The organism is Variovorax sp. E3 (assembly GCF_016082275.1).
Classification (GTDB): domain Bacteria; phylum Pseudomonadota; class Gammaproteobacteria; order Burkholderiales; family Burkholderiaceae_C; genus Variovorax.
Genome location: NZ_MOWM01000053.1, coordinates 1 through 25,746 on the forward strand (window position 1 = coordinate 1; position 25,746 = coordinate 25,746).

Consider the following 25,746-nt stretch of genomic DNA (forward strand, 5'->3'; position numbering starts at 1 on the left):
CCACCCGGCCGGCCGGCGCCCGGACCCGCCCCGGGACCGGGCACGGGCGTCTTCGCGCGCTGGATCAGGTACCACGCGCCGCCGCCCAGCGCCGCGAGCAGCAGCAAGGTCAGCAAGGCCCCCAGCCAGCGACGCCTGCGCACCGGTGGATGTGTGGGAGACACGTTGGCGGGCAGAGGCTCGGGCGATTTTTCTTGTTCCATGGGCAGTGCGTGCGAAGGGTGCGAAGTTCGACCTAGAGTACAGCGCCGAATGGTAGTCGCCCTGTTTGCTGCGCCGTAAAGCGACGGTAAAGCTGCCACCGCCGATGGCCGAAAGCCGCGCGGTTCGCGCCCGCCTGCTGCAACTGGCGCCGCCGCGCTGCGTTTCGTCGCACGCCGGTGGCAGGCGCGGTGCCGCCCCGGCACAGTCCGCTCCATCGAATCCCTTCCGAATTTCTTCCGCCTCTTCAGGCTTTCTTCATCTTCGAACGGAGTACCACCATGCTGATGCAAATCGTCCTTCACACGCCCAAGTGGGTGTTCGCCGTTTTCTTCCTGCTGCTCTGGCTCGGCGCCAGGCAGCTGCTCACCAACAGCGTGAGCTTGACCCGCGTCACGCTGATGCCCGTGGCCATGGGCGGCCTGTCGTTCTACGGCGTGGTCTCGGTGTTCGGCGACTCGCTGGGCGCGCTGCTGGGCTGGGCCGCCGCCGCGGTCGTGCTGATGGCGCTGGTGCTGCAGCGCCCGGTGCCCGCCACCACCCGCTACGACGCCGCCGAGCGCCGCTTCCACGTGGCCGGCAGCCCGGTGCCGCTGATGCTCATGATGGGCATCTTCCTGACCAAGTACGTAGTGGGCGCCGCCCTGGCCATGCACCCCGAGCTGCGCCAGGGCGCGGTCTTCGGCCTCGCGGTGCCGGCGCTGTACGGCGCCTTCACCGGTGTCTTCGCGGCCCGCGCGACGCGCCTGTGGAAGCTGGCCATCCGTACTGACGCCATGACGGCGAACGTGCGCGCCGCCTAAGATCGTTGCCCGGCCCCGGCTTTCATCGAGGAACCACCGTCATGAACGTGCTCTTGCTGATTCTCAAGATCTCCGTCACGGTGGTGCTGGTCGCCTCGATCGCCGAGGCCTGGTGCTCTCGCTGCGCAACGGCTGGCGCAGCTACGACTGGAAGGCCTCGGGCATTTCGGTGATCGACTTCCTGGTGCGCGAATACCCGCTGCGCTGGCTGCTGCCGCTGGCCTTCTGGACCGGCGCCATGGACTGGTTCTACGCGCACCGCCTGTTCACCCTGCCGATGGACCACTGGAGCGGCTGGGCCGCCTGCTTCATCGGCCAGGAGTTCTGCTACTACTGGTACCACCGCGCCGCGCACCGGGTGCGCTGGTTCTGGTGCACCCACGCCATTCATCATTCGCCGAACCAGCTGAACCTGTCGGCAGCCTACCGCTTCGGCTGGACCGGCCGCCTCACCGGCACCTTGGCCTTCTTCATGCTGGCGCCGCTGCTGGGCATGCCGCCCCGGGTGGTCCTGCTGATGCTCACGCTGAACCTGCTGTACCAGTTCTGGATCCACGCGACCTGGATTCCCCGCCTCGGGCCGCTCGAATGGGTGCTGAACACGCCCTCGGCCCACCGCGTGCACCATGCCTCGAACCTCGAGTACCTCGACGGCAACTACGGCGGCGTGCTGACCGTGTTCGACCGGCTGTTCGGCACCTACATTCCCGAGCGCGCCGACCTGCCCTGCCGCTACGGGCTGGTCAACCCGGTCACGTCGAACAACCTCTTCGAAATCGAGTTCATGCACTGGCGCGCGCTGTTTCGCGACCTGGCCTCGGCACGGTCGGTGCGCGCGTTCGTCGGCTATCTGGTGAAGCCGCCGGGCTGGAAGCCGGACGGCCCCGGCGACACCACCGAAGAGCTGCGCCAGCGCGCGGCCTCGCAGGCAATGCCTGCGGCCCCCGTGCCCGCGCCCGCACCCGATTTCCTTCCTGTCCAATACAAGGAGCTGTCATGAACCCCTCCACCTCGTCGAACTCCCCTTCGAACCCGCGTTACGCCGATGTCGAACGCCTCGCCCGCCGCCGCGCCGGCGCCAAGATGGGTTGGTACATCCACGCCTTCGTCTACGTCGTGGTCAACCTCGGGCTGGTCACGCTCTCAGCCGCCCGGGGCCACACCTGGGCCATGTACCCGCTCATGGGCTGGGGCCTGGGCCTGCTGATCCACGGCGCGGTGATCTGGTTCGTGGCGCCCGGCGGCGGTTTCTACGACCGGCTGGTGGAACGCGAACGCCGCGCGCTGGGCGCCAGGGACCGCGGGTGAACCTGGCCGGGCAGCCCCCCGCCCTCTCCCGGTTCAGGTCCGAGAACCTGCGGGACATGCTGCGGCATGGCCTGATCACCGCCGTCTTCTGCTGCCTGATTGCCCTCGCGCTGACCATCACCGAGGGCGGCGGCTGGGCCCCCCACCTCGTGTACTCGCTGTCGATCGGCACCGTGAGCTGGCTGGTCATCGACGGCGGCCGGCTGCTGTTCACCGGGCAGCGCGAAGTGCACTGGCCCAAGGGGCCGTGGGGCTATCTGCTGGTGGCGGTGGGCGTGGTCATCGGCTTCTTCACCGGCAACCTCATCGGCGACGCCTGGAGCGGCGCGCCCGCATTCGATTTTCTGGATTTCCGGGGACACAAGCTGGCCACCGCCGTGACCATCACCGTGGTGGCGACGGTCGGCATGTGCTTCTTCTTCTACAGCCTGGGCAGGAGCAAGTACCTGCAAAGCCAGGTCGACCTGGCGCAGCGCAACGCCACCGAGGCCCGGCTCAAGCTGCTCGAAACGCAGCTGGAGCCGCACATGCTGTTCAACACGCTGGCCAACCTGCGCGTGCTGATCACCATCGACCCGCCGCGCGCGGTGGCCATGCTCGACCGGCTCAACAGCTATCTGCGCATGACGCTCAGCGGCTCGCGCGCGCTGTCGCATCCGCTGTCGGCCGAGTTCGAACGGCTGGCCGACTACCTCGAACTGATGTCGGTGCGCATGGGCGATCGGCTGCGCTACACGCTCGAGCTGCCCGAAGCGCTGCGCGACACGCCCGTGCCGCCGCTGCTGCTGCAGCCGCTGATAGAAAACAGCATCCGCCACGGGCTCGAGCCAAGGTGGAAGGCGGCGAAATTGCAGTGCGCGCCCGCCGGGACGCCGGCCGGCTGGTCATCGAGGTGAGCGACACCGGCGTCGGCCTCGATGCCGCCCCGCCTTCGGAGGGCAGCGGCTTCGGGCTCGAGCAGGTGCGTGAACGGCTGGCCACGGTGTACGGCGCGCAGGGCGACCTGCTGCTCGCGCCCGCGCCCGCCGGCGGCACCCGCGCCACGCTGAGCCTTCCGCTGTCCGCCTGAATCAACGCCCCCGCAACCAGATGACGACCCCGACCGCCCTCATTGCCGAGACGAGCCGCTGCTCGCGCAAGCCCTCAAGGCCGAACTGGCCTCCGCCTGGCCCGAACTGCAGGTCGTCGCCACGGCCGGCGACGGCCGCGGCGCCGTGCGCGAGGCGCTGCGCCTGCTGCCGCAGGTGCTGTTCTTCGACATCCGCATGCCCGGCCTGGACGGCCTGGGCGCCGCCGCCGAGCTGGCCGACTGCTGGCCCGCCGACGAGGCGCCGATGCCGCAGCTGGTGTTCGTCACGGCCTACGACGAGTACGCCGCGCGCGCCTTCGAGGCCCAGGCCATCGACTACGTGCTCAAGCCCGTGCAACCCGAGCGGCTGCGCAAGACCGTGGCCCGGCTGCAGCAAGCGCTGGCCGCCCGGCAGCCTTCGTCCACGCCCGCCGTGGCCGACGAGGCGCTCGAACGGACCCTGAGCCAGTGGCGCCAGGTGCTGACCGCTGCCGGCGCGGGTGCTGGTGCAGGCAACGGCGGGCCCGGCGCGGCCCCCGCCCCGCTGCGCATGATCGCCGCGAGCGACGCCGGCGGCAGCACCGTGCGCATGGTGCCCATCGACGAAGTGCTGTATTTCGAGGCGGCCGACAAATACCTGCGCGTGCTGACCGCCACGCACGAATACCTGATCCGCACGCCGCTGAAGCAGTTGCTGCCCCAGCTCGACGCCGACACCTTCTGGCAGGTGCACCGGGCGGTGGTGGTGCGCAGCAGCGCCATCGAGTCGGTGCACCGCGACGAGGCCGGCAAGATGCATCTCATGCTGCGCGGGCGGGCCGAGAAGATTCCGGTCAGCCGGCTCTACGCCCACCTGTTTCGCGCCATGTGAAATCAGAAGGCGCACGCCCAAAGAAAAAGCCGGCCCTTGCGGAGCCGGCTTTTTTCATTCAGTCACGATTACCGTGGCGTTTTAACGCCAGTGGCCATGACCGCGGTAGTAGCCACGACCGTAGTAGCGGGGGCCGTAATAGGCCGGCGGGCCGTAGTAGACCGGGGCCGGACGGTAGTACACGGGCGGCGGGTTGTAGTAGACCGGGGCCGGCGGTGCGTAGTACACGGGTGCCGGCGGCGCGTAGACCGGCGCCGGGTAGTACGCGGGAGCGCCCACGCCCACCGCCACGCCGGGAACCCCGACGCCAATCGACCAGCTCACGTCGCTGCGGGCGCTGGCCGAGGTGGCTGCGAACAATGCACCGGCTGCCACGACACCTGCGGCGGCCCATTTGAAGAAGGTGGAACGTGTGACGTTCATGATGTTGGACTCCTTGTTGCGGTGGGCTGCGTTCGGGTCTGAACCGCCCATGTGTGTATTGAACGCGGCAATTGCAAAGGGGGTGCACCCGGCAATGTGAAGAGCGTTGCCAAAAGTAACACCCAGGGGGTGCCCTCTAGAATGCCGCAATGACCTCCCCGACCGACAAAAACGGCGCCAAAACGACCGCTGCACCGAGCAATTTCCTGCGCCACGTGATCGAGAACGACCTCGAACAGGGCGCCTACGCAGGCCGCAAGTGGGGCGGATCGCCCGGCAGCGCCGCCCATCATGCCCAGGGCATGGCCGACCCGGCCAAGGTGCGCATGCGCTTCCCGCCCGAACCCAACGGCTACCTGCACATCGGCCACGCCAAGAGCATCTGGCTGAACTTCGAGTTGGCCAAGGAATACGGCGGCGTGTGCCACCTGCGCTTCGACGACACCAACCCCGAAAAAGAAGACCAGGAATACGTCGACTCCATCCGCGACGCGGTGAAGTGGCTCGGCTACGAAACCTACTTGGCCGACCGCCCCAGCGCCCCGGGCACGCTGCAGCCGCACGAGTACTTCGCCAGCAACTACTTCGACTTCATGTACGAGGCGGCCGAATACCTCATCGGCGCCGGCCTGGCCTACGTGGACGAGCAGACCGCCGAAGAAGTGCGCGCGAACCGCGGCGACTTCAACACGCCCGGCACCGACAGCCCCTTCCGCACCCGCACGCCCGAAGAAAACCTGGCGCGCTTCCGTGCCATGCGCGACGGCCAGGTGGCCGACGGCGCCGCCATCCTGCGCGCCAAGATCGATATGGCCAGCACCAACATCAACATGCGCGACCCCGCGCTGTACCGCGTGCGCCGTGCCCACCACCACAACACCGGCGACAAGTGGTGCATCTACCCGATGTACACCTACGCGCACCCCATCGAGGACGCGCTGGAGCAGATCACCCACAGCATCTGCACGCTCGAGTTCGAAGACCAGCGCCCGTTCTACGACTGGCTGCTCGACCGCCTCGCCGAAGGCGGCCTCATCGCCAGCCCGCACCCGCGCCAGTACGAGTTCGCGCGCCTGAACGTCACGCACGTCATGACCAGCAAGCGCAAGCTGCGCCAGCTGGTCGAAGAAAAATACGTCGACGGTTGGGACGACCCCCGCATGCCCACCATTGCCGGCCTGCGCCGCCGCGGCTACACGCCCGAAGCGCTGCGCCTGTTCTGCGAACGCAGCGGCACCACCAAGTCGGGCGGTTGGATCGACTACGCCAGCCTCGAGGCCGCGCTGCGCGACACGCTCGACCCCGTGGCCCCGCGCGCCATGGCGGTGCTCGACCCGGTCAAGCTCGTCATCACCAACTGGGGCGAACTGATGGGCGGCGACAGCGTGCTCGACGAATGCTCGGCCCCCGTGCACCCGCACCACCCCGAAATGGGCAAGCGCGAGTTCAAGCTCGGCCGCGAAGTCTGGATCGAGCGCACCGACTACGAAGAGGTGCAGCCCAAGGGCTTCTTCCGCCTGTTCCCCGGCAACAAGGTGCGGCTGAAGTACGGCCACGTCATCGAGTGCACGGGCGCCACCAAGGACGCCGACGGCAAGCTCGTCGAAGTGCAGGCCACGCTGGTGGCCGACACCAAGAGCGGCACGCCGGGCGCGGATGCCATCAAGGTGAAGGGCAACATCACCTGGGTGGCCGCCGCCGACGCGGTGCAGGCCGAGGTACGGTTGTACGAGCGCCTCTTCGCCGAAGCCAACCCGGGCAGCGGCGAGCTGCTGGACGAGCTGAACAAGACGAGCCTGGAAGTGTGCTCGGCGTTCGTCGAGCCTTCGCTGGCGAAGGCCGAGGCCGGAGTCGGCATCCAGTTCGAGCGGCATGGCTACTTCGTGCGCGACACGAAGGGCGCCGCCGATGGCAAGCCGGTGTTCAACCGCGCGGCGGGGATGCGGGACAGCTGGGGCAAGTAGGCCCTACCGGCGCTCCCCTCGCCTCCCAGCCAAGAGCCGGGGCCTCGATGGCCCCGGCTTTTTCTTTTTCAGCCCTTCATCAAGGCCGTTTGTAGACCACGCCCAGCACCGCGCTGTTCTCGTCGGTGGTGCACACGGCAGGGCGCCCCTGCGGCCCGACCTTCAGGTCGATGGTGTAGACCCCGTCGCGCGGCGTGTAGCCGCTGTCCACCACGATGCTCGCCGCCGGAACCCTGAGCTCGCGCGCGGCGACGTTCACGCAGTTCTTGACGCTCGCCTCGGGCGCGCCGCCGACGCGAAGGGATGTGCTGTTGCAAGCGGCCAATGAAAGGCCCGCCGCCGCCACGCACGCGAGAGGGATGAAGGAGCTTCGCATCGTCATTCCGGGTTCTCCTGAGTGATCTGGGGCAATGAACCGATTGGAGTCGGCAAGTCCGCCGAATGTTGCAGGACAGACCCGGGCTATCCTGTCGGCTCATGAGTCTTCCAAGCACTTCTTCGTCCCGCCTGATCCGCTTCAACAAGCCCTACGGCGTCCTCAGCCAGTTCACGCCCGAGGGCCGGTGGCGCGGCCTGAAAGATTTCATCGACATCCCCGGCGTTTATGTCGCCGGCCGGCTCGACGCCGACAGCGAAGGCCTGCTGCTGCTCACCGACGACGGCAAACTACAGGCGCGCATCGCCGATCCGCGCTTCAAGATGGAAAAGATCTACTGGGTGCAGGTCGAGGGCACGCCCACCGAGGCGGCGCTCGCGGCGCTGCGCGATGGCGTGCAGCTCAACGACGGCCCCACACGTCCGGCAAGGGCGCGGCTGCTCGACCCGCCACCCGCGGTGTGGGAGCGCCAGCCGCCCATTCGCGAGCGCAAGAGCATTCCCACCGCGTGGCTGGAGCTGGCGATCCGCGAAGGCCGCAACCGCCAGGTGCGGCGCATGACGGCCGCCGTGGGGCTGCCGACGCTGCGGTTGATTCGCGCGGCCATCGGGCCGCACACGCTCGACGGGCTGGCGCCGGGGAGCTGGCTGGGCTGACGCCGCCGCTCTATCCACACACACATCACACGAACACATGTCCATGCAAACTTTCAATTCGCTCCCTGAATTTCCGCGCGACGCTTCGTTGAATCGCCGCACCGCCCTGCTCGGCGCCGTCGGTTTGTTGGCGACGCTGCCCGCGGCGCAACTCGCCAACGCCGCGTCGCCCAAGAAGCAGAAAGAGAAAGCCGCCCACGCCGACGTCTGGCCCCATGCGTCCCAGGTGCCAGGCGGCGTGGCGCGCTTGTCGCTGGGCCCGGCGGCGACGCGGCCCGCGGCCTTCGCGGGCGACGTGCCCCTGCTCGTGCTGGGCGACACCATCGAGTGGACGGCGCTGGTCGGCATTCCGCTCGCCGCCGAGCCGGGCGAAGCCAGCATCACCGTGCGCCCCGAAGGCCGCGCAGAAAAGCAGATCGCCTACACGATCGCCCCGAAGCAATACCGCGAACAGCGTCTCACGGTGGCGCCGCGCACCGTCGACCTCGCGCCCGAAGACCAGGCCCGCTACGAGCGCGAACGCGCGCACCTGACCACCGTGATGGCCACGCTGACCGACATGCGGCCCGACGCCGCGCTGCAGATGCGCGTGCCCGTGCCGGGCCGCCGCTCCAGCTCGTTCGGGCTGCGCCGCGTGTTCAACGGGCAGTCGCGCAATCCGCACAGCGGCATGGACATCGCGGCCGGCACCGGCACGCCGGTGCTCGCGCCGCTGCCGGGGAAGGTGATCGACACGGGCGACTATTTCTTCAACGGCGGCACGGTGTGGATGGACCACGGCGGCGGGCTGCTGACGATGTATTGCCACCTGAGCCGGGTCGACGTGAAGGTGGGCGATGTGCTGAAGACCGGGGAGAAGCTGGCGGCGGTCGGCGCAACCGGGCGGGTGACGGGGCCGCATCTGCATTGGTCGGTGATGCTGAATCGGGCGATGGTGGATCCGGCGTTGTTCGTCAGCTAACCGATAAACCAAGCAATCTCAGTAATGTTTGCAATTTTGTAACGGATGTGCAAAATCATTTGCCACGAACCGCGCCAATCGCGTTTATTCGACATGAAAAAACAGACCAGAGATTGAAATGAAATTCCAAGACCGTGAAATTGACACAATCTCCAAGCTACTCGAATTTCTAACTATCGATCAGCAGGAAACGAATAATAGACCCATCTGGTTCAGGGGGCAAACCAATTTCGCCTGGGATTTGCAGCCCAAAATACTAAGAGCAGCCAATAGACCAGAATGGGACATCATTGGAAGATTTCAACAAAATGCCACATTGTTGGTAGAAAAGTCACCGAGCCACGAATATGACTGGCTTTTTCTGATCCAGCACTATGGTGGCCCTACACGACTTCTCGACTGGAGCGAATCTCCGCTTGTCGCATTATGGTTTGCAGTCAACGACGACTTGCACGAAGATCAACCTGGAGCGCTATGGTCTTTGCTACCAACAGTACTAAATGAATACGCCAATTTCAGGGCCGAATTTGATGGATCTATTCCATCCTTTACAGATTCAACATTAAACTCTTACAGCCCAACATCACTCTTTCAAGAAAAACGGTCTCACCAAATACCAATGGCCGCGATTGCCTCAAGAAATAGCCGAAGAATACAATCCCAACAGGGCGTTTTCACAATTAGCCACCGCGCAGAAGGAAGCGTCAACAACCTCCCTCCCAACTACCAGTCGGATCATATATGGAGATACATAATCCCCTCACCAGCAAAAACAACCATTAAAAATCAACTTAAGATTTTAGGGTTTTCACGTTTTCAGCTTTTCCCCGAGCTCCCCAATGCGCTAGAGGGCGTTTAAATGACAGTCATTCGAACACACCCCATGTCGAGCAGTGCAATTCTGCGTCTTAATTTCCTTAAAGACAGGATACTAAAAAGACCCTGTTTACCAGCGAAATGGCGAAGTCTGGAATTTGGAAAAAAAGCAACTCTTGATGGATTCAATCCTCAATGACTACGACATTCCAAAGCTCTATTTTCATGATATATCGGAAATCCATGCGACCGCAGGCAGCGTCAAACATGAATATGCAATTATAGATGGACGTCAACGCCTTGAAGCAATTTGGGGGTTTATGAATGACGAATGGAGCCTGGCTTCCGATTTCTCATACTTGGCCGATGAGAACGTCAAAGCTGGAGGCTTACGCTATAGCGACTTAGCCCGTAGCTACCCCGAACTGAAGGTTTTCTTCGACTCTTTCAATCTTCCAATCGTTGTAATCAAGACAGACGACATCGAATTGATCGAGGACATGTTCAGCCGACTTAATGAGGCTGTCCCCCTCAATGCGGCGGAAAAAAGAAATGCTCTTGGCGGGCCTATGGCAACTGCAATCAGAGAAATTTCAAAGGCCAAATTCTTCACCAGTGCCATTCGACTCACCAATCGTCGATATCAGCACCAAGAAATATCAGCAAGACTTCTATTCATTGAATACTCGTTTCTTAAATTTGGAAGAATTCAAGATACGAAAAAGCCATACATCGATCAAATGGTAAAAAATTACCGGAAAGACGAAGAAATTCCAATTGAGAAAATTGTCAACTCCGTTGAATCCACATTAACCAATCTCAATACCATCTTCTCCACCCAAGACGAATTGCTTCGCACGCAATCAAGCATTCCAATTTATTACCTTTGCGCACAAAGCGCCCAAGAGAATGCCGTCAACGCAGGGAAATTCACCCGAGAAAAAATAGTCGAATTCAATCTTAAGTTACAGGAAAATCGCAAAAACGCGGAGCAAGATCTTGGGTTAGCCGATTATCGACTTCTTGAGTATGAGAGAATGTCACAACAGGGCACGAATGACGCATCATCGATACGAGAGCGAGCTTCGATACTATGCGAATTCATCGAAATCGATCCGGGCTCAAAAATTAAGATGGCATAAATAAGACGCTCATTCGCGCACAAAAGATAGCCAATGAAATATAAAATTCTCAACACTTCATTAAAAAATGACTATCGCCGACCTTTAATTCGCAGCATACAAATTTCAACTTAACAGTACCAAGACAACGAGGAAGAGCGTACTTTCAATCCAAACCATCGAGTTTGAAAGTTAACTTCACTATCGACGCAGCCGAACCCTAGGTCAAATGCGTGAAGATTTGAAGTATCCCAAGTCGATTGCGACGAAAGGTATCTCACGGCCATTTATTGAGCTCACAGCGGCTTGGTCAGATACACCGCCTCGCGCCCGACGATCGTGCGCTGCGCCGGCATGAAGATCGTGCAGTCGTCGCACAGCGCGCGGATTTCTTCCGCGCCGTTGGTCGCGATCAGCTCGCCCTTGGCAAAGGTCTCGAAGCCGATCAACGGCCGCACGAACGCGAAGTCTTCCGACTTGATGACGTACGTCTGCAGCAGCTGAAAGCGCCGTTGCGGTTCGGCCGGCGGCGTGGCCGGGTCCTTGTCGACGAGGCCGAAGTACGCAAGAAAGTCGTACGTGACAGCCGTCGCCAGCTCCGACGCGGAGCGCAGGAAGTGCTGGCCGCACTCGACCACCATCGCCACGCCCTTGCCGTCCGGCCCGCCATGGCTGCCGTACTGGATCAGCGGCGTGCCCGAGCCCAGGCCGTCGGGCATCACCAGGTGCACCGACGGACGGCCGATGGCCAGCGCGACCTTGGCGTTGCGCTCGAACGCCGGGTACACCCAGAACGGCACCACGGGCTGGCTGGTCGAATGGATGTCGAGGATGTGGTCGGCCGCCTCCACCACCGGACGCAGGATGCGCGCGCGGCGCAGCTCGGGGCTGTCCTCGGTGCCGTCGAGCCACTCGGGCGACCAGATGCGGTTGAGGTTGTGAACGATCTGGCGGCTGTCGAAAGGCGACTCTTCCTTGAACGACTCGTACGCGTCGATGTTGGCAAAAGCCACGGTGAGCGTGCCGATCTTCGGGCGCACGTTGTTGTCGAGCAGGTGCGTGGCGGCCGTCATGCCGCAGATCTCGTTGCCGTGCGTGAGCGCGTTGATGAGCACGTGCGGCCCGGGCTTGCCCGACTCGAAGCGGTGCACGTATCGATGCCGACGTTGCCCTTGCGGTAGGCGGTGAGGTCGCGGGGGAGGACTTCGAGGGCGGGGGGCGATTGGGTCATGAGTGTGGAGGAAATGAATCAGTCGTGGTCCGGCTGGGAAGTTTGCTACAGGTAACAGATTCGTGCCTTTCTTCCCGAAATCGGAGCACCTGAGCCGCAATTTCACAATTACGCATCAATTATTGAGCCGATTTATTTAAAATGCGGCTCATGGCTACTTTCGCCCCGCTCTACATCTGGCAGCAATCCGGCTGGCCTGCCTTGCGGTATGACGCTTCGGCGGCAAGCGCCGCGCTATCGCAGGCGCGAGAACACAAGGGCGAGGTCAGCGGTCTCGCCCGTGCCATCGGGCTGGATGGGCTGGCCGAGGTTGAGCAGGCGCTGTGGATGCAGGAGGCCGTGGCCACGGCGGCCATCGAAGGCGAGCGGCTCGATCTTGCGGCGGTGCGCTCCTCCGTGTTGCGCCGCTTGGGCGCAAGCCATGCGGGCTCCACCGATCGGCATGTGGACGGATTGGTCGAGGTGATTCACGACGCCACGACCCGCTTCGACGAGCCGCTGGACGCAGCCAGGCTGTGCCGCTGGCAGTCGGCGCTCTTTCCAGGCGGCACGTCGGGCATCCAGCGTATCGTGGTCGGACGCTACCGGGACCATGCCGACGCCATGCAGATCGTGAGCGGCCTGCCGGGCAGAGAGATCGTGCACTACACCGCTCCGCCGTCGGCCTCGGTCGCGCGCGAAATGGATGCCTTCCTGGCGTGGTTCGCGCAAACGCGGCACTCCGCGATGGACGGCATCGCGCGAGCCGCCATCGCTCACCTCTGGTTCGAAACCATTCACCCATTCGAGGATGGCAACGGTCGCGTCGGCCGCGCGGTGGCCGACATGGCGCTTGCACAGGACACCGGTGCGCCGACGCGGCTTTTCAGCCTGTCTCGCCAGTTGCTGGCGGACCGCAAGGGCTACTACGACGCGCTGGCGGCGGGTCAGTCGGGCGGCTTGGACGTGACGGCATTCGTGCAATGGTTCGCCGGTGCTTTCGGGCAGGCATGCATCGCCTCGAGCAACACCATTCACTCGGCGTTGGAGCGCTCGCGCTTCTGGGCGCGTCATGCGCAACACGACATCAACGAGCGGCAGCGGCAATTGCTGCAAAGATTGCTTGAAGCCGGGGACGGTGGGTTTCTCGGCGGGCTCAATGTCGACAAGTATCTGAAGATGGTGCGCGTCTCGAAAGCAACGGCCACGCGCGACCTGTCAGACCTGGTGCGCAATGGCATCCTGTACACGGTGGGCCAGGGCAAGGCGGTGCGGTATTACGTCGACATGCCTGGGTGGACACACGGGGTAGAGAAGCCAGCCAACTGAATCACCAGTTCACTTCCCGCTCCGGCGTCGCCGAAATATGGTGGATCGACAAGTCCGCCCCGTCGTATTCCTCTTCCTGCGTCAGCCGCAACCCGACCGCCTTCTTCAGCGCGCCGTACACGGCCCACCCCGCCAGCCCGGCCCAGACCACGCCCATCAGCGTGCCGATGAGTTGCGCCCACACGTTCACCCCGCCGATGCCGCCCAGCGCCTGGGTGCCGAAGATGCCCGCCGCGATGCCGCCCCAGGTGCCGCACAGCCCGTGCAGGGGCCACACGCCGAGCACATCGTCGATCTTCCATTTGTTCTGCACCAGCGTGAACATCTTGACGAAGATGGCGCCCGCCACGCCGCCCACCACGAGCGCGCCCAGCGGATGCATCAGGTCGGAGCCGGCGCACACGGCCACCAGCCCGGCGAGCGGGCCGTTGTAGACAAAGCCGGGGTCGTTCTTGCCCATGGCCAGCGCCACCAGCGTGCCGCGACCATCGCCATCAGCGAGTTGACGGCCACGAGGCCCGAGATCTTGTCGATGCTCTGCGCGCTCATCACGTTGAAGCCGAACCAGCCCACGCACAGAACCCACGCGCCCAGCGCCAGGAACGGAATGTTCGACGGCGGGTGCGCGCTCAGCGAGCCGTCGCCCCGGTAGCGGTTACGCCGTGCGCCCAGCAGCAGCACGGCCGGCAGCGCGAGCCAGCCGCCCACGGCATGCACCACCACCGAGCCCGCGAAGTCATGGAACTCGTGGCCCGTGAGCGAGGCGATCCAGCCCTGGATGCCGAAGTGCTTGTTCCAGGCGATGCCCTCGTACAGCGGATAGACGAAGCCCACGATCACCGCCGTGGCGATGAGCTGCGGCCAGAACTTGGCGCGCTCGGCAATGCCGCCCGAGATGATGGCCGGAATGGCCGCCGCGAAAGTCAGCAGGAAGAAGAACTTCACCAGCTCGTAGCCGCTTCTTGCCGACAGTTCGGTGGCGCTCACGAAGAAATGCGTGCCGTAGGCCACACCGTAGCCCACCAGGAAGTACACGATGGTCGACACCGAGAAGTCGACCAGGATCTTCACCAGCGCATTGACCTGGTTCTTCTTGCGGACGGTGCCGAGCTCGAGAAAAGCAAAACCGGCGTGCATGGCCAACACCATGATGGCGCCGAGAAGGATGAACAGCGCATCTGCGCCCTGTTTGAGTGCGTCCATGGAAGCTTCTTGCAGTTTTTTGGTTTGATTTGGTGCGACGCACCCGAATTGCTCGGAGCGACGGCGCAAGAAAGCAAAAATGGTGCCTGCAGGCTCTCTGATGGTGCGATCTGACCCAGTAACGGGCTTTCCCAAGCCCGTTCACGCACCGGTTCAGCCCGTGCCGGCACGCAGCGCGTCGCGGTAGCGCCGGCTGCAGGGCACGGTGGTGCCGTCGTGCATGTGCAGTCGGGCGTCGCCGCCGTCCAGCGGCTCGATCTCCTTGATGCGCGCCAGATTCACCGCATGGCTGCGATGCACGCGCACGAAGCGGGCGGGGTCGAGCTGGGTCAGGAAGTCGGTGAGCGTGGCGCGCAGCAGGTAGTCGTGGCCGTTGACGTGCAGGCCGACGTAGTTGCCCTCGGCCTGCAGCCAGTCGATGTCGGTGGCGGCGATGAGGAATTCGCGGCGCAGCTTGCGCACGAGGAAGCGTTCGGGGCGGGCGGGTGGCGCCGGGGGCGTCGGCGTCGGCTCCGGCGCCGAGGGTTCGACAACCTCCGGTTCCGCCAAAGCCTCGACAGGCGCAGCCACGCCCTCCTCCGGCGCGTCGAGCACCCGCGCCTCCCCCTGCAGCCGCAGCACGAACAGCCGGTACGCCCAGATGCCGAAGACGATGCTGGCGTACACCCGCACGTCCTTCAGGTATTCATAGCCCCACTGCCCGGCCCAGCCGGCGAAGTCGTAGTGCGCGCCGGCCATCGCGTAGACCAGCGCCCGCAAGCCGAACATGCCCACCACGTGGACCACGCTGAACACCACGCTCGCCGCCAGGTGCCAGGCCAGGAAGCGGACCCAATGGGTGCGCACCAGCGGCGCCAGCCAGCGCTCGACGACGACCAGCGCCGGTACCAACAGCAGCAGCACCAGGTTGCTCGACCCTTCCCAGGTCGCGATCTCCCAACGGGCATGCGGCACCGCGCGCGTGCGCATGTCGACGATGGCGACCAGCGTGCCGAACACGGCCTGCAGCGTCAGCAGCACGATCCAGAAGGCCACCTCCACATGGCGGCGGACCGGCTCGTAGCGCTCGTACAGGTTCTTGCGGGGATCTCCCATGCCCGGAATTCTCGCGAAAACGGGCCCGTGGGGCGGCGAATTTCGTCCCACGGGGCCACCGCTCGTCACAAAGCGGGGTCGGCTCGTCTCACGGGTGCGCCGCGCCGGGCCCGCGCGGCCGAGCATCGCCGCTTCTTTGCTTCCAGGAGCTTGCGATGCCCGCAACCGCCCTTTCGCCCGACCACCAACGCCGCCACGACATCGACGCCCTGCGCGCGCTGGCTTTCCTGTTCGTCATCCTCTATCACGTGGGCATGTATTACGTGGCCGGCTGGCACTGGCACCTGAAGAGCCCGCACGAGGCCGAATGGCTGCGCTGGCCGATGGTGGCCCTCAACCTCTGGCGCATGGACCTGGTGTTTTTGATCTCCGGCGTGTCGCTCGGCTTCCTGAGCCGGGGCCAGGGCACCGGGGCGCCGCTGCGCGGGCGGGGGCTTCGGCTGATGCTGCCGCTGGCCTTCGGCATGGCGGTGATCGTGCCGTACCAGGCCTATGCGCAGGGCGTGGCCAACGGGATGGTGACGCCGGGCTTCGGCGCGTTCCTGCTGCGCTACCTGTCGATGAGCGCACCGTGGCCGAAAGAGGCCTTCGACGGCGCGGAGTTCGGCATCACCTGGAACCACCTGTGGTACCTGCCCTACCTGTTCACGTACACAGCGCTGGTCGCGCTGACCTTGCCGCTGTGGCGTTGCGCCGCCGGCCAATGGGTGCGGCGCGCCTTCAACGGGCTGCGCGGCTGGAAGCTCTTGGTGCTGCCGGTGGTGCCGCTGCTGCTGTGGACGATGCTGCTGGCCGCGCGCTTTCCGGCCACGCACAACCTGGTGCGCGACTTTCACCTGCACAGCCTTTACTTCACGATGTTCCTCTATGGCTACTGGATGGGCGTGGACACAGGCATCTGGACAGAGCTGGAGCGGCTGCGCCGCGTGTCGCTCGCGCTGGCGGTCGCGGTGATCGCCGTTTTCTTCGCGCTGCGCGTCGGCGCCAAGGGCCCGCCGCCGGGGCTGCTCACGGACACATTGCGTGTGCTCTACCTGTGGCTGACCGTCGCGGCCATCCTGGGTTTTGCGCACCGCCACCTGAACCGCCCGTGGCGCTGGCTGCGCTGGGCCAACGAGTCGGTCTACCCCTGGTACATGCTGCACCAGACGCTGATCGTTGCCGGCGCGGTGCTGCTGGCCCCGCTCGCGCTCGGCCCGGTGATCGAGCCCGCGCTGCTGGCGGCGCTGACCATCGCCGGCTGCTGGGCGCTGACCGACGGGCTGATCCGCCGCGTCAACCTGCTGCGCCCGCTGTTCGGGCTGAAGCTCAGGCGGCCGGCTTTGCCGCGGCCTCTTCCACCGGAACCAGGATGGCGTTCCCCGTCGCCACGAGCTTGAGCGCGTCGCCCTCGCCCCGCGCGTAAAGCTCGGCGGCCGCGAACACCTGCTTGCGCCCGGCCTTCACGACCCGCCCACGCGCCACGAACGCGCGGCCCACGGCGGGCGAAATGCAGTTCACCGAAAAGTGCGAGGCCAGCACGCGCCCCGCCACGCTGGCGGCCGCGAAGCCGCTCACGGTGTCGAGCAGCGCGCCGATCATTCCCGCGTGCAGGAAGCCGGCGTACTGGCCCATGTCTTCCTCGCGGAAGTCCATGCGCAGCTCGGCTTCGCCGTTGGCTGCGCTTGTCACTTCGAAGCCGGCCCAGCGGTTGAAGGCGGCGGTCCTGTTGATGGCCTGGATGGTGTCGAGCATGGCGTTGTGTCCTTGGTAGAGATGCAGGCCACTCTACGAAGCACACCCCGCATCCTTCGTCGCCCGCGTGACCGAAAGCGCGCCGGCGGTTGCCTTGGCGACAGTAGCCCAGAAATTTTTCGCGATGCCTTAACCCCGTTCGCGGGGCCCGTTCGTAAGAGCTGGGGTCACTCATCCACTTTCTTCGAAGGCACCCCATGAAAGCATCGACCTCCGCCCTCCTTCGCGCCACCTCGGGCGCCGCCGTGTTGCTGGTTCTGAGCCTCAGCGCGCAGGGCCAGTCCACGGCGCTGCCGGCCACTTCAGCAAGCCCCGGCGGCTCGCGCATCACCCAGGTCAAGGTCTACCCCGGCAGTGCCACGGTCGACCGCGTGGCGCGCATCGCGGCCGGCAGCCGGTCGGTCACCTTCGCCTGCCTGCCGGCCGGGCTGGACGTGCAGAGCCTGCAAGTGTCGGCCGATGCGTCGGTGCGCGTGGGCGAGACCTCGGTGCTCAGCGAGACGCGCGAGCTGTCCGCGCAGTGCGCGACCAGCGCGCTCGACGGCCGCATCCGCGAGCTGGAAGACCAGAAGGCCGCGCTGCAGGCCGAGAGCGATGCGCTGGGCATGGTCAACGGCTACCTCAAGGGCCTGGCCGGCGGCAGTGGCGAGTCGGGCGCCGGTGCGCGCGCGCCGGCCGACGCGCGCAACCTCGTCGCGGTGACCGAGGCCATGCGCCGCACGGGGCAGGACTCGCTGCTCAAGCAGCACCAGATCCAGCGCCGCCAGAGCGACATCGACCGTCAGCTCAACCCCTTGCTGGCCGAGCGCACCCGCGCCCAGGGCAGCGGCGACAAGGTGATGGCCGTCACGGTCACGCTGGCCGCCAGCGCCGACGCGACGTCAAGCTCAGCTACCAGGTCAACGGCCCCGGCTGGACGCCCACCTACCGCGCGCTGCTCGACAGCACCACGCGCAAGGTCCGCATCGAGCGCCAGGCGCTGGTGGCGCAGGCCACGGGCGAAGACTGGCGCGGCGTGAAGCTGGTGCTCTCCACCGGCCAGCCGCGCCGCGAAACCACGGGCCGCCTGCCGTCGGCATGGCGCATCGGCGTCGAGCCGCCGCCACCGCCGCCGCGCGCACGCGCGTATGAAGGCGCGCCCATGCCCGCCGCGCCGATTGCCATGGCCGCCGACGCCAAGCAGATGATGGCCGAGCGCCGCGCGCCGCTGTTCGACGTGAGCGTGTTCGACAGCAGCTTCGCCACCGAATTCTCGATTCCGCAGGCCATCGACGTGCCCTCCAACGGCCAGCGCGTGACCCTGGCGCTGGGCCAGCACGAAGACACGGCCAAGCTGGTCGCGCGCACCAGCCCGCGCGTGGACGCCAGCGCCTTCCTGGTCGCCGAAATGGCGCAGCCCGAAGGCGTGTGGCCCGCCGGCCCGCTGCTGCTGTACCGCGACGGCGCCTTCGTCGGCAACGGCCGCTGGACCGCGCCGAGCGACGAGCGCCTGACGCTGTCCTTCGGGCGCGACGAGCTGGTGCGCGTGCAGGCCGAGCCCGAGCGCGACAACCAGGGCACCGGCGGCTTCGCCGGCTCGCGCGCCGAGCGCAAGGTGCAGCGCGCCTACGTGGTCGAGAACCGCCACCGCACGCCCGTCGCGGTGGAGGTGCTGGAGGCCGCGCCGGTGTCGGTCGACGAGCAGGTGCGCGTGAGCTCGCAGTTCGCGCCCAAGCCCGACGAGCTGTCGTGGAACAAGCAGCCGGGCCTCACGATGTGGCGCTTCGACCTCGACGCCGGCAAGACCGCGCGCGTGACGGCCGACTACACCATCGGCTACCCGAAGGACGCGCGGCTGCAGATGCGCTGAGCCGGTCGCGTCAGAAGTCGAACTTGGCCGACAGCTCGAAGGTCCGGCGCGGCGCCAGCAGCACCTGGCTGGTCGCGCGTCCAGCCCAGGTGGCGTAGAGCTTGTCGGTCAGGTTGCGCACGCGAAAGGTCAGCAGCGCCTTCTGCAGCCGGTAGCTCACGGCCGCGTCGAGCGTGGTGAAGCCGTTGATGCGGATCTGGTTGGCGTTGTCGGTGAACATCGGGCCGGTGTGGTTCAGCGACGCGAAGTATTCGAACTTCGAGCCGTCGGGCCGATAGGTCGCGAAGAGGTTGGCCACGCGCTCGGGCACGTTCGGCGGCGTCTTGCCCACGCGCGACACGTTGCCCGCTTCGACCAGCGTGTCGAAGCGCGCGTCGAGCGCGGCCAGGTTGCCGGCCAGCGTCCATTCGCGCGTCGGGCGCCACACGGTCGACAGCTCGATGCCGCGCGACGACTGGCTGCCGTTGTTCACCGTGTTGTTGGGGTTGTTCGGATCGCGCGAGAGCACGTTGCCCAGCTCGATCTTGTAGGCGGCCGCGGTCCACTCGAGGTTGGCCTCGGGCAGGCTCTGCTTGAAGCCCACCTCGGCCTGCTTGCCGCGCGACATCGGAAACGCCGCATTCGACGCCGACAGCAGGAACAGCGAGTTCACCGGCAGCGTGGCATTGGTGTACTGCGCATACACGCTCGACTGCGGCGTGATGTCGTACACCGCGCCGATGCGGCCCGAGGTCGCGCGGTAGCTCGCGCCGAAGCGCGCGTAGCTGCCCAGGTTCAGGTCGGTGATGCCGCGTTCGACCTCGGTGCGGTCATGCCGCAGCCCGCCCACCAGCGTGAGGTTGCGCAGCGGCTTCAGCGCGTCTTCGACGAACACCGATGTCACCTTCACGTTCGACGTGGTGTTGGTGCGGTTGCCCCCGCCCGTGCTGAGCGCGGGGTTGTCGTTGAACGGCGCCAGGTACGGGTCGAACACCGACACGCGCAGCAGGCTCGCGGTGGCCGCGCTGCTGTCGGAAAAGCGGCGCTGGCTGCCGAAGCGCGTTTCGCTGTATTCGCCGCCGACCACGAAGCGGTTGTCCATGCCGCCCAGCGTGCCCTTGTGCGTGGCGTCGAAGCGGTTCAGCCAGAAGTCCTGGTCGTGCGTGATCAGCGTCTGGTCGCGCGCGATGTTGGCGGGCGCCACGAACACCGCGCTTTCGGAGTTGCGGAACACGCGGTTCGACTTGTTGGCCGAGAACTCGTTGCGCCACGACCAGCCGCCGCCCGCTTGCCCGGTCAGGCGCGCGCGCAGCCAGTAGGTTTCGGACGAGTTCTCGTCGTCGGGCACGTTGTAGTTGTTGCGCGCCAGGCGCTTGTCGATCACGCGGCCGTCGGGCGTGCTGACCACGCCGGTCGGTTGCGTGGCAAAGCTGCGCGGCACCAGCGGCGTGCCCCAGTAGGCCTGGTTGTTGTCGCGCAGGTAATCGAACGACAGGTCGAGCTTCACCGAGCCGCCGAGGTCGACCAGCAGCCCGCTCGTGAAGTGGTCGATGCGTTCGCCGTTGCGGTCGATGGTGCCGACCCTGGTGTCGTTGCGGCTGTAGTCCAGCCGGTAGGCGCTGGCATCGCCCAGCGCGCCGCCAAAGCCGAAGGCCGCGCGCGTGGAGCCGTAGCTGCCGTACGAAAGCAGCGCTTCCTTGTTGGGGTTGTCGCGGTCGGGCCGCTTGGTCACGAAGTTGACGACGCCGCCGATGGCGCCCTCGCCGTCGAGCACCGAGGCCGGGCCCTTGAGCACTTCGATGCGATCGTAGTTCCAGGTGTCCTGCACACGGTTGGTCACGCCGGCGCCGGAGCTGCGCACGCCGTCGTACAGGTACATGAGGCTGGTGAAGCCGCGTGTCGACAGCGTGGTCGGCGACGACGGCGGCCCGCCGCCCGAAAGACCCGCCATGCCGCGCAGGGCCTCGCTGAAAGTGCGCGCGCCGCGCTGCTGGATGGCGTCCTGCGAAAGGATCTCGACCGACGCCGGCGTCTCGCGCACCGAGAGGCCCAGGCGCGACGCGGTGCCGCTCGAATCGTTCAGGTGCAGGCTGTTGGCGTCGCGGCTGCCCTCGATGGTGACGGTGCCGAGCTCGGCGCTGCTTTGTGCGTAGGCGGCGTGGAACGACGTGGCGGCGGCCACCGCCACGGCCGTGCGGATGAACATGGTCATTGGATTGCTTGCTTGGGATTGCTGGAAAAAAGAAAAACGGGTGCGCGGCTACGCGACCGAGAAGCGGCGCAGCCTCCACGCGGCCAGGCCGAACAGCAGCAGGCTCGGCACCAGCAGCTGCAGCACGGCCCACGCGGCCTGGCCGCGCAACAGGCCGGGCGGCTCCTCCTGCCAGGCGAAGGCGGGAATGCGGTCGAAGTCGGCCGGCGTCAGCGCGTCGCGCGCGTCGATGCGCGGAAAGAAGAACTGCTTCCACGCCGCGTGGTACGCCACGGTCTGCGACTCGAAGCGCGCCTGCCGCCGCGTGCCGGTGCCGGCCAGCGCGGTCATGCCCTCGTAGGCCACCGCCGCCGGAGACACGGCACTGAAGCGGCCCAGCAGCGCCTGCTGATGGGCCTGCTGCGCGTCGAAGCGGTCGAGCTCGGGCCGGATGGCCTCGTCGACTTCCTTCTCGATGAGGTAGTTGCCGAGCAGCCGGCCGGCGATTTCGATCTTGCCGTCGCGCGGCACCAGGATGGCGCCACGGCCCACGTGCTGGTAGTCGGTGCTCATCAGGTCGGCGTGGCGTTTCATGGCCTCGGCCGTGACGATGCGCTGGCGCGTGGCCAGCTCGGTGCGCGAAGGCGCTGGGCTGGCCTGCGTGACCGCCAGGTTCAGCAGCACCGGCGCCACCAGCACCAGCATCACCCACGCGATGACCAGCACCATCGCGTTCGTCGCCGACGAAGCGCCGAAGGCATTGACGGCCACCACCAGCGCGAACCAGAAGAGCGCGTAGGCACCGACCAGCAAAGCCCACCACAAGGTGGCGCTGCCGACACCGCCGCCCGTGCCCGCCAGCCCCGCCTGCCGCGCGACCAGCAGCACCGCCACCGGCAGCAGCACGGCCGGCGCGAGCAGCACGGCCGCGCGCACCGACAGCTTGCCCACCAGCAGCGTGCGCAGCCGCAGCGGTTGCGACAGCAGCAGCCGCAAGGTGCCGTTCTCGCGCTCGGCCGACAGCAGGTTGTAGCTGAGCGCGAAGATCAGCAGCGGCAGCAGGTAGACGATGACGAACGCCAGGTCGAAATGCCCGCTCAGCAGGTGCCAGGGGCTTTCGATGTCGCTCGGGTTCATGAACACCACGCGGCTCTGGCCCGTGACCTGGAACTGGCTCGGGAACAGGTCGCTCTGCCCCAGCGCGACCGGGCCCAGCGGCGCGGTCGGCAGCAGCGCGTGCTGGCCGCCGTAGCTGCTGGCCATGCGCGACGGGTCGGCCGGGTTCTCGAACGGCGTGGGCTGCGCGGTGCCGGCGAGGATGCCGGTGAGCAGCAGGCGCTGCGCGGCACGCGTGTCGCGGTCGGCCTGCGCCACTGCGGCCTGCGCGCGGTCGCGGCTCGCGGTCTGCACAAGGCCGTTGCCGAGGGCGTAGGCCACCAGCAGCAGGAACAGCGCGCCCACGGCCCACAGCGTGCGCTCGGCCAGCATCAGGCGGCACTCCTGGCGCATCACGGCCAGCAGGCGGCGGCCTTGGGGCGGGTGAAGGGAATCGTTCTTCGTCATGTCGTCTCTTCAGAGCGCGCGCTGGCGCAGGGTGGCGAAGGCAGCGAACGCGGCGGCCAGCAGCAGGCCGACACACAGCACCGCCAGGCTGCGCGCCTGGTGCCACAGCGCCCAGCCCGCGTGCGGCGGGTGGTAGTCGAACGGCGGCACGGTGGCCCACAGATCGGGCGTAGCCTGGTAGGCGAAGTGGCGGTCGCCCATCGGGTCGCATGCGCCACGAGGTCTTCGCTCATCAGGTCCTGGATGTGGCGGCGGTGCAGTTCGGCCGCGGTCGTGAAGCTGCGGTGGTGCGCGAAGTCGGTGCCCGCCATGCCCATCGAGAAGCTGCGGATCGCGAGGATGGGCATCAGCAGACCGCTCCATTCCTGCACCTGCTGCTGGCGCTCCCAGGTGTCCCACAGGCGGCCGTAGTGGCGGTCGTACACGGGGTAGGAGGCCTGGTCGTCCAGGCGCAGCGCAATGCCCCACTTGCTCAGCGGCACGTCGCGGCCCCAGCGCTCGGTGGTGCCGAAGTTCTTTTGCCACACCTGGTTGGACACGGCCTTGAGCTCGTCGCCCAGCGCCTGGTTGAACACGAGCCGCGTCGGGCTCGGAAACCATGCGCGCGACAGCTCGGACATGACGCGCGGCGCCATCACGGCCTGGCCGATCCACAGCGCGAGCAGCACGGTGATCGCCATGCGCGAGGTGGACGACGCGGCCGACACGCCGAGCACGAGGAACACGAAGATGCCGAGGTACACCGCATAGCCGAGCGCCCATGCACCCAGGCGCAGCAGGGCGTCGAGCCGCTCGCCCTCCCCCGCGCCGACGGCCACCGCCACGGCGGCAATGAGCGCGGCCGGCACCAGCAACACCGCGAGCGATGCGGCCAGCGCCAGGGCCTTGCCGCCGAGCAGGCGCAGCGGCGGCACGCCCAGGCTCAGCGTCTGCCGCAGGATGCCCTGCTCGCGTTCGCCGGCGAAGGCATTGAAGCCCAGCACGATGACCAGCAGCGGCCCGAGCACCTGCAGGATCCAGCCCACCGACAGGTTGCCGAAGCGCTGCAGGCCGGTCGCGTCTTGTGCTGCGTTGAACTTGACTTCGCTCTGGCGGTGCGCCTGCAGCCACACGGTGCTGCCGATGAAGGGGTTGATGCCCGCGTCGATCATGGCCAGCGCGGCTTCGGGCTTGAAGGCGTGCATGCCCTGGTGGGCGGCGTCGTGCGGGTGGCGCCGGTCCTGGTGCAGCCAGTCGCGGTAGTCCATGGCTTGCGCGGCCTGCTGTTCGGCGCGGGCCTCGCGCTGGTGCGACCAGCCGACGGCCAGTGCGGTGAGCAGCAGCACGGCGACCAGTCCACCGGCCCAGTACAGACGCCCGTCGCGCAGGCGTTCGATGAATTCGCGTCGTGCGATCCAGGTGAGCAGCATGCGTCAGTTCTCCATGCGGCGTTGTGTTGCCTGGCGTTCTGGTTCGGGGCGAGTCGTCATCTCAAGTCCTCATGTGTTGCAGGTAGAGCGACTGCAGATCGGTCTGCGCGATCTGCGCCTCGCCGTCGAGGCTTTCGACCAGACGGCCGCGCTTCATGATTCCGACGCGCGTGGCGGTCTGCTGCGCATGGAACAGGTCGTGCGTGGTGGTGAGCACGGCCACGCCGCTGTCGGCCGCGCGGCGCAGCAGACCCGAGAACTCGCTGGCGGCCTGCGGGTCGAGGCCGGAGGTGGGCTCGTCGAGCAACAGCGCCTTGGCCTGCTTGGCCAGCGCCACCGCGATCCACACCTTCTGGCGCATCCCTTTCGAATACGCGGACACACGCTTGTCGGCGGCGGCGTGGTCGAGCCCCACTTCGGTCATCAGCTCGAGCAAACGCTCGCGCGGCAGTTCGTGGCCCAGCGCCAGGCCGGCGAAGAAGCGCAGGTTTTCCAGGCCCGAGAGCGTGCCGTACAGCGTGACCTGCTCGGGGATGTACGCCACGTCCTGCTTGGTCGCGACCGGGTGGCGCGTGACGTCGGTGCCGTTGATTTCGACCGTGCCCGCGCTCGGCGCGATGAAGTTCAGGAACAGGTTGATGGTGGTGGTCTTGCCCGCGCCGTTGGCGCCCAGCAGGCAATAGATGTCGCCGGCGCGGATGTCGAGGTCGAGACGGTCGAGCGCGGTGTGCGCGCCGTACTGTTTGGTGAGGCCGATGGCTCGGAGCATGGAAGAAACCCAGGTTGAAAAAAGGCGCGCGCAGGCTCGCGCCGCGCGGGGCGCCGAAACGTTGGTTCGGTGTTCGTGGGGAGGCCGGCGCTCTGCGTCGCCGGGCGTTGCCGCCGGTCGCGCGGATCAGCGCGCCGGGTCAGCGCTGGCGTTCAACGCTCAGCGCTTGTTCTTGTTCTTCGCGCCGCCCTGCCTGGCCTTGAAGCGAGGGTTGGACTTGCAGATGACATAGGTGCGGCCGCGCCGCGTCACCACCTGGCAATCGCGGTGGCGCTTCTTTGCTTCTTTGAGCGAGGAAAGGACTTGCATGGTCGTACAGGGAGCCGTGAAGATTCGGACCCGCGACTATACGTTATTGAGAATTCATTCTCAATAACATCGAAAAACTGACTGCCGCCTAACTTGCGTGCTTGCCGGCACCGGCCTTTACACAAGGCGCGCACAGGCCGTGCAGCGTGACTTCGTGACTGCGCACCTGGAAGCCCTTGGGCGCAAGGTCGTCCATCGGGCCCGGGCAGGCATGCAGCAGAAAGACCTGCCCGCAGTTCGAGCAGTGGAAGTAGTGATGGTGGTGCTCGTGCGCCGCGCCCTTGCCGTCGTGATGCGAATGGGCATGCGCCTCGGGCTTGCAGGCCACTTCGTAGCGCGCGGGCTCGCCCGGCAGCTCGACCTTGGCGATCTCGCCGTCGGCCAGGAGCAGCGAGACCTGGCGGTACACGGTCGACAGGCTGATCTCGGGCACGATCTCCCTGGCGCGCGACAGGATTTCAGGGGCGGTGAGCACGCGACCGACGTCGCTGAAGGCGGAAAAAACGGCGTTGCGTTGACGCGTGAGACGTTGCATGC

18 protein-coding genes and 9 pseudogenes are annotated in these 25,746 nt (G+C 66.3%); 14 read left to right on the forward strand and 13 right to left on the reverse strand.

The features are described 5' to 3' along the window. A pseudogene (locus BMG07_RS19230) lies at nucleotides 1–203 on the reverse strand (efflux RND transporter periplasmic adaptor subunit); the annotation flags it as partial. A gap of 279 nt (nucleotides 204–482) precedes the next feature. Between BMG07_RS19230 and BMG07_RS19235 the strand changes: the two are divergent. The 5 genes and pseudogenes from BMG07_RS19235 to BMG07_RS19255 all read left to right on the forward strand — a co-directional run bounded on the left by BMG07_RS19235 (nucleotide 483) and on the right by BMG07_RS19255 (nucleotide 4,252). Continuing rightward, complete coding sequence (locus tag BMG07_RS19235) at nucleotides 483–1,004, forward strand: DUF6622 family protein (protein WP_198085903.1); 522 nt, start codon at nucleotides 483–485, stop codon at nucleotides 1,002–1,004. Between the two features lie 41 nt (nucleotides 1,005–1,045). After that, a pseudogene (locus tag BMG07_RS19240) lies at nucleotides 1,046–2,004 on the forward strand (sterol desaturase family protein). After that, nucleotides 2,001–2,312, forward strand: a complete 312-nt coding sequence (locus tag BMG07_RS19245) for a 2TM domain-containing protein (RefSeq protein WP_198085904.1) — start codon at nucleotides 2,001–2,003, stop codon at nucleotides 2,310–2,312. Before BMG07_RS19240 ends, BMG07_RS19245 begins: the two are co-directional and overlap by 4 nt. A gap of 56 nt (nucleotides 2,313–2,368) precedes the next feature. After that, nucleotides 2,369–3,381, forward strand: a pseudogene (locus tag BMG07_RS19250) (sensor histidine kinase). A 20-nt stretch (nucleotides 3,382–3,401) separates the two neighbouring features. Further along, nucleotides 3,402–4,252: pseudogene (locus BMG07_RS19255) on the forward strand (LytR/AlgR family response regulator transcription factor). Nucleotides 4,253–4,333: 81 nt separating this feature from the next. Here BMG07_RS19255 and BMG07_RS19260 read toward each other — a convergent pair. Beyond that, nucleotides 4,334–4,675 (reverse strand): hypothetical protein, encoded by a 342-nt coding sequence (locus tag BMG07_RS19260; protein ID WP_198085905.1) that lies wholly within the window; start codon nucleotides 4,673–4,675, stop codon nucleotides 4,334–4,336. A 149-nt stretch (nucleotides 4,676–4,824) separates the two neighbouring features. Between BMG07_RS19260 and BMG07_RS19265 the strand changes: the two genes are divergently transcribed. Then, nucleotides 4,825–6,639 (forward strand): glutamine--tRNA ligase/YqeY domain fusion protein, encoded by a 1,815-nt coding sequence (locus tag BMG07_RS19265; RefSeq protein ID WP_198085906.1) that lies wholly within the window; start codon nucleotides 4,825–4,827, stop codon nucleotides 6,637–6,639. A 79-nt stretch (nucleotides 6,640–6,718) separates the two neighbouring features. Here BMG07_RS19265 and BMG07_RS19270 read toward each other — a convergent pair whose 3' ends face one another. Continuing rightward, a complete protein-coding gene (locus BMG07_RS19270) occupies nucleotides 6,719–7,021 on the reverse strand; it encodes a hypothetical protein (RefSeq protein WP_198085907.1) in 303 nt (100 codons plus the stop codon). A 95-nt stretch (nucleotides 7,022–7,116) separates the two neighbouring features. On the opposite strand from BMG07_RS19270, the gene BMG07_RS19275 reads away from it, so the two are divergent. From BMG07_RS19275 to BMG07_RS19290, 4 genes and pseudogenes are all read left to right on the forward strand, one after another. Continuing rightward, nucleotides 7,117–7,671 carry a pseudouridine synthase gene (locus tag BMG07_RS19275; protein ID WP_198085908.1) on the forward strand — a complete coding sequence of 185 codons (555 nt, stop codon included), beginning with the start codon at nucleotides 7,117–7,119 and terminating at the stop codon, nucleotides 7,669–7,671. Nucleotides 7,672–7,714: 43 nt separating this feature from the next. After that, nucleotides 7,715–8,632: a M23 family metallopeptidase gene (locus tag BMG07_RS19280; RefSeq protein ID WP_198085909.1), complete on the forward strand. Its 918-nt coding sequence runs from the start codon at nucleotides 7,715–7,717 to the stop codon at nucleotides 8,630–8,632. Nucleotides 8,633–8,750: 118 nt separating this feature from the next. Further along, complete coding sequence (locus tag BMG07_RS19285) at nucleotides 8,751–9,491, forward strand: FRG domain-containing protein (RefSeq protein ID WP_198085910.1); 741 nt, start codon at nucleotides 8,751–8,753, stop codon at nucleotides 9,489–9,491. Nucleotides 9,492–9,582: 91 nt separating this feature from the next. Further along, nucleotides 9,583–10,590 (forward strand): annotated as a pseudogene (locus BMG07_RS19290) (DUF262 domain-containing protein); the annotation flags it as partial. 275 nt (nucleotides 10,591–10,865) lie between these two features. On the opposite strand, the pseudogene BMG07_RS19295 reads toward BMG07_RS19290, so the two are convergent. Continuing rightward, nucleotides 10,866–11,800 (reverse strand): annotated as a pseudogene (locus BMG07_RS19295) (succinylglutamate desuccinylase/aspartoacylase family protein). Nucleotides 11,801–11,950: 150 nt separating this feature from the next. On the opposite strand from BMG07_RS19295, the gene BMG07_RS19300 reads away from it, so the two are divergent. After that, nucleotides 11,951–13,108 (forward strand): Fic family protein, encoded by a 1,158-nt coding sequence (locus tag BMG07_RS19300; protein WP_269759172.1) that lies wholly within the window; start codon nucleotides 11,951–11,953, stop codon nucleotides 13,106–13,108. 1 nt (nucleotide 13,109) lies between these two features. On the opposite strand, the pseudogene BMG07_RS19305 reads toward BMG07_RS19300, so the two are convergent. Together BMG07_RS19305 and BMG07_RS19310 are read right to left on the reverse strand one after the other, a co-directional pair. Next, nucleotides 13,110–14,311 (reverse strand): annotated as a pseudogene (locus tag BMG07_RS19305) (ammonium transporter). 153 nt (nucleotides 14,312–14,464) lie between these two features. After that, on the reverse strand, nucleotides 14,465–15,406 hold the full coding sequence (locus tag BMG07_RS19310) for a LytTR family DNA-binding domain-containing protein (protein WP_198085913.1): 942 nt from the start codon (nucleotides 15,404–15,406) through the stop codon (nucleotides 14,465–14,467). Between the two features lie 155 nt (nucleotides 15,407–15,561). Here BMG07_RS19310 and BMG07_RS19315 point away from each other — a divergent pair, with 155 nt between their 5' ends. Further along, on the forward strand, nucleotides 15,562–16,785 hold the full coding sequence (locus BMG07_RS19315) for an acyltransferase (RefSeq protein ID WP_198085914.1): 1,224 nt from the start codon (nucleotides 15,562–15,564) through the stop codon (nucleotides 16,783–16,785). Here BMG07_RS19315 and BMG07_RS19320 read toward each other — a convergent pair. Then, nucleotides 16,715–17,140 carry a PaaI family thioesterase gene (locus BMG07_RS19320; RefSeq protein ID WP_198085915.1) on the reverse strand — a complete coding sequence of 142 codons (426 nt, stop codon included), beginning with the start codon at nucleotides 17,138–17,140 and terminating at the stop codon, nucleotides 16,715–16,717. The two genes, BMG07_RS19315 and BMG07_RS19320, sit on opposite strands and share 71 nt — an antisense overlap. Before the next feature lie 197 nt (nucleotides 17,141–17,337). Between BMG07_RS19320 and BMG07_RS44190 the strand changes: the two are divergent. Then, nucleotides 17,338–17,682: pseudogene (locus BMG07_RS44190) on the forward strand (DUF4140 domain-containing protein); the annotation flags it as partial. Next, nucleotides 17,661–18,989: a DUF4139 domain-containing protein gene (locus BMG07_RS42440; protein WP_307867016.1), complete on the forward strand. Its 1,329-nt coding sequence runs from the start codon at nucleotides 17,661–17,663 to the stop codon at nucleotides 18,987–18,989. The pseudogene BMG07_RS44190 and the gene BMG07_RS42440, both read left to right, overlap by 22 nt. Before the next feature lie 10 nt (nucleotides 18,990–18,999). Here BMG07_RS42440 and BMG07_RS19330 read toward each other — a convergent pair whose 3' ends face one another. From BMG07_RS19330 to BMG07_RS19355, 6 genes and pseudogenes are all read right to left on the reverse strand, one after another. Beyond that, nucleotides 19,000–21,180 (reverse strand): TonB-dependent siderophore receptor, encoded by a 2,181-nt coding sequence (locus BMG07_RS19330; RefSeq protein WP_198085916.1) that lies wholly within the window; start codon nucleotides 21,178–21,180, stop codon nucleotides 19,000–19,002. 48 nt (nucleotides 21,181–21,228) lie between these two features. Next, nucleotides 21,229–22,722 carry an ABC transporter permease subunit gene (locus BMG07_RS19335; RefSeq protein WP_198085917.1) on the reverse strand — a complete coding sequence of 498 codons (1,494 nt, stop codon included), beginning with the start codon at nucleotides 22,720–22,722 and terminating at the stop codon, nucleotides 21,229–21,231. Nucleotides 22,723–22,731: 9 nt separating this feature from the next. Then, nucleotides 22,732–24,131: pseudogene (locus BMG07_RS19340) on the reverse strand (ABC transporter permease subunit). A gap of 61 nt (nucleotides 24,132–24,192) precedes the next feature. After that, nucleotides 24,193–24,900 carry an ABC transporter ATP-binding protein gene (locus BMG07_RS19345; RefSeq protein WP_198085918.1) on the reverse strand — a complete coding sequence of 236 codons (708 nt, stop codon included), beginning with the start codon at nucleotides 24,898–24,900 and terminating at the stop codon, nucleotides 24,193–24,195. A 159-nt stretch (nucleotides 24,901–25,059) separates the two neighbouring features. Continuing rightward, a complete protein-coding gene (ykgO, locus tag BMG07_RS19350; RefSeq protein ID WP_013542562.1) occupies nucleotides 25,060–25,209 on the reverse strand; it encodes a type B 50S ribosomal protein L36 in 150 nt (49 codons plus the stop codon). 88 nt (nucleotides 25,210–25,297) lie between these two features. Then, nucleotides 25,298–25,744: a Fur family transcriptional regulator gene (locus tag BMG07_RS19355; RefSeq protein ID WP_198085919.1), complete on the reverse strand. Its 447-nt coding sequence runs from the start codon at nucleotides 25,742–25,744 to the stop codon at nucleotides 25,298–25,300. Between the last annotated feature and the right edge of the window lie 2 nt (nucleotides 25,745–25,746).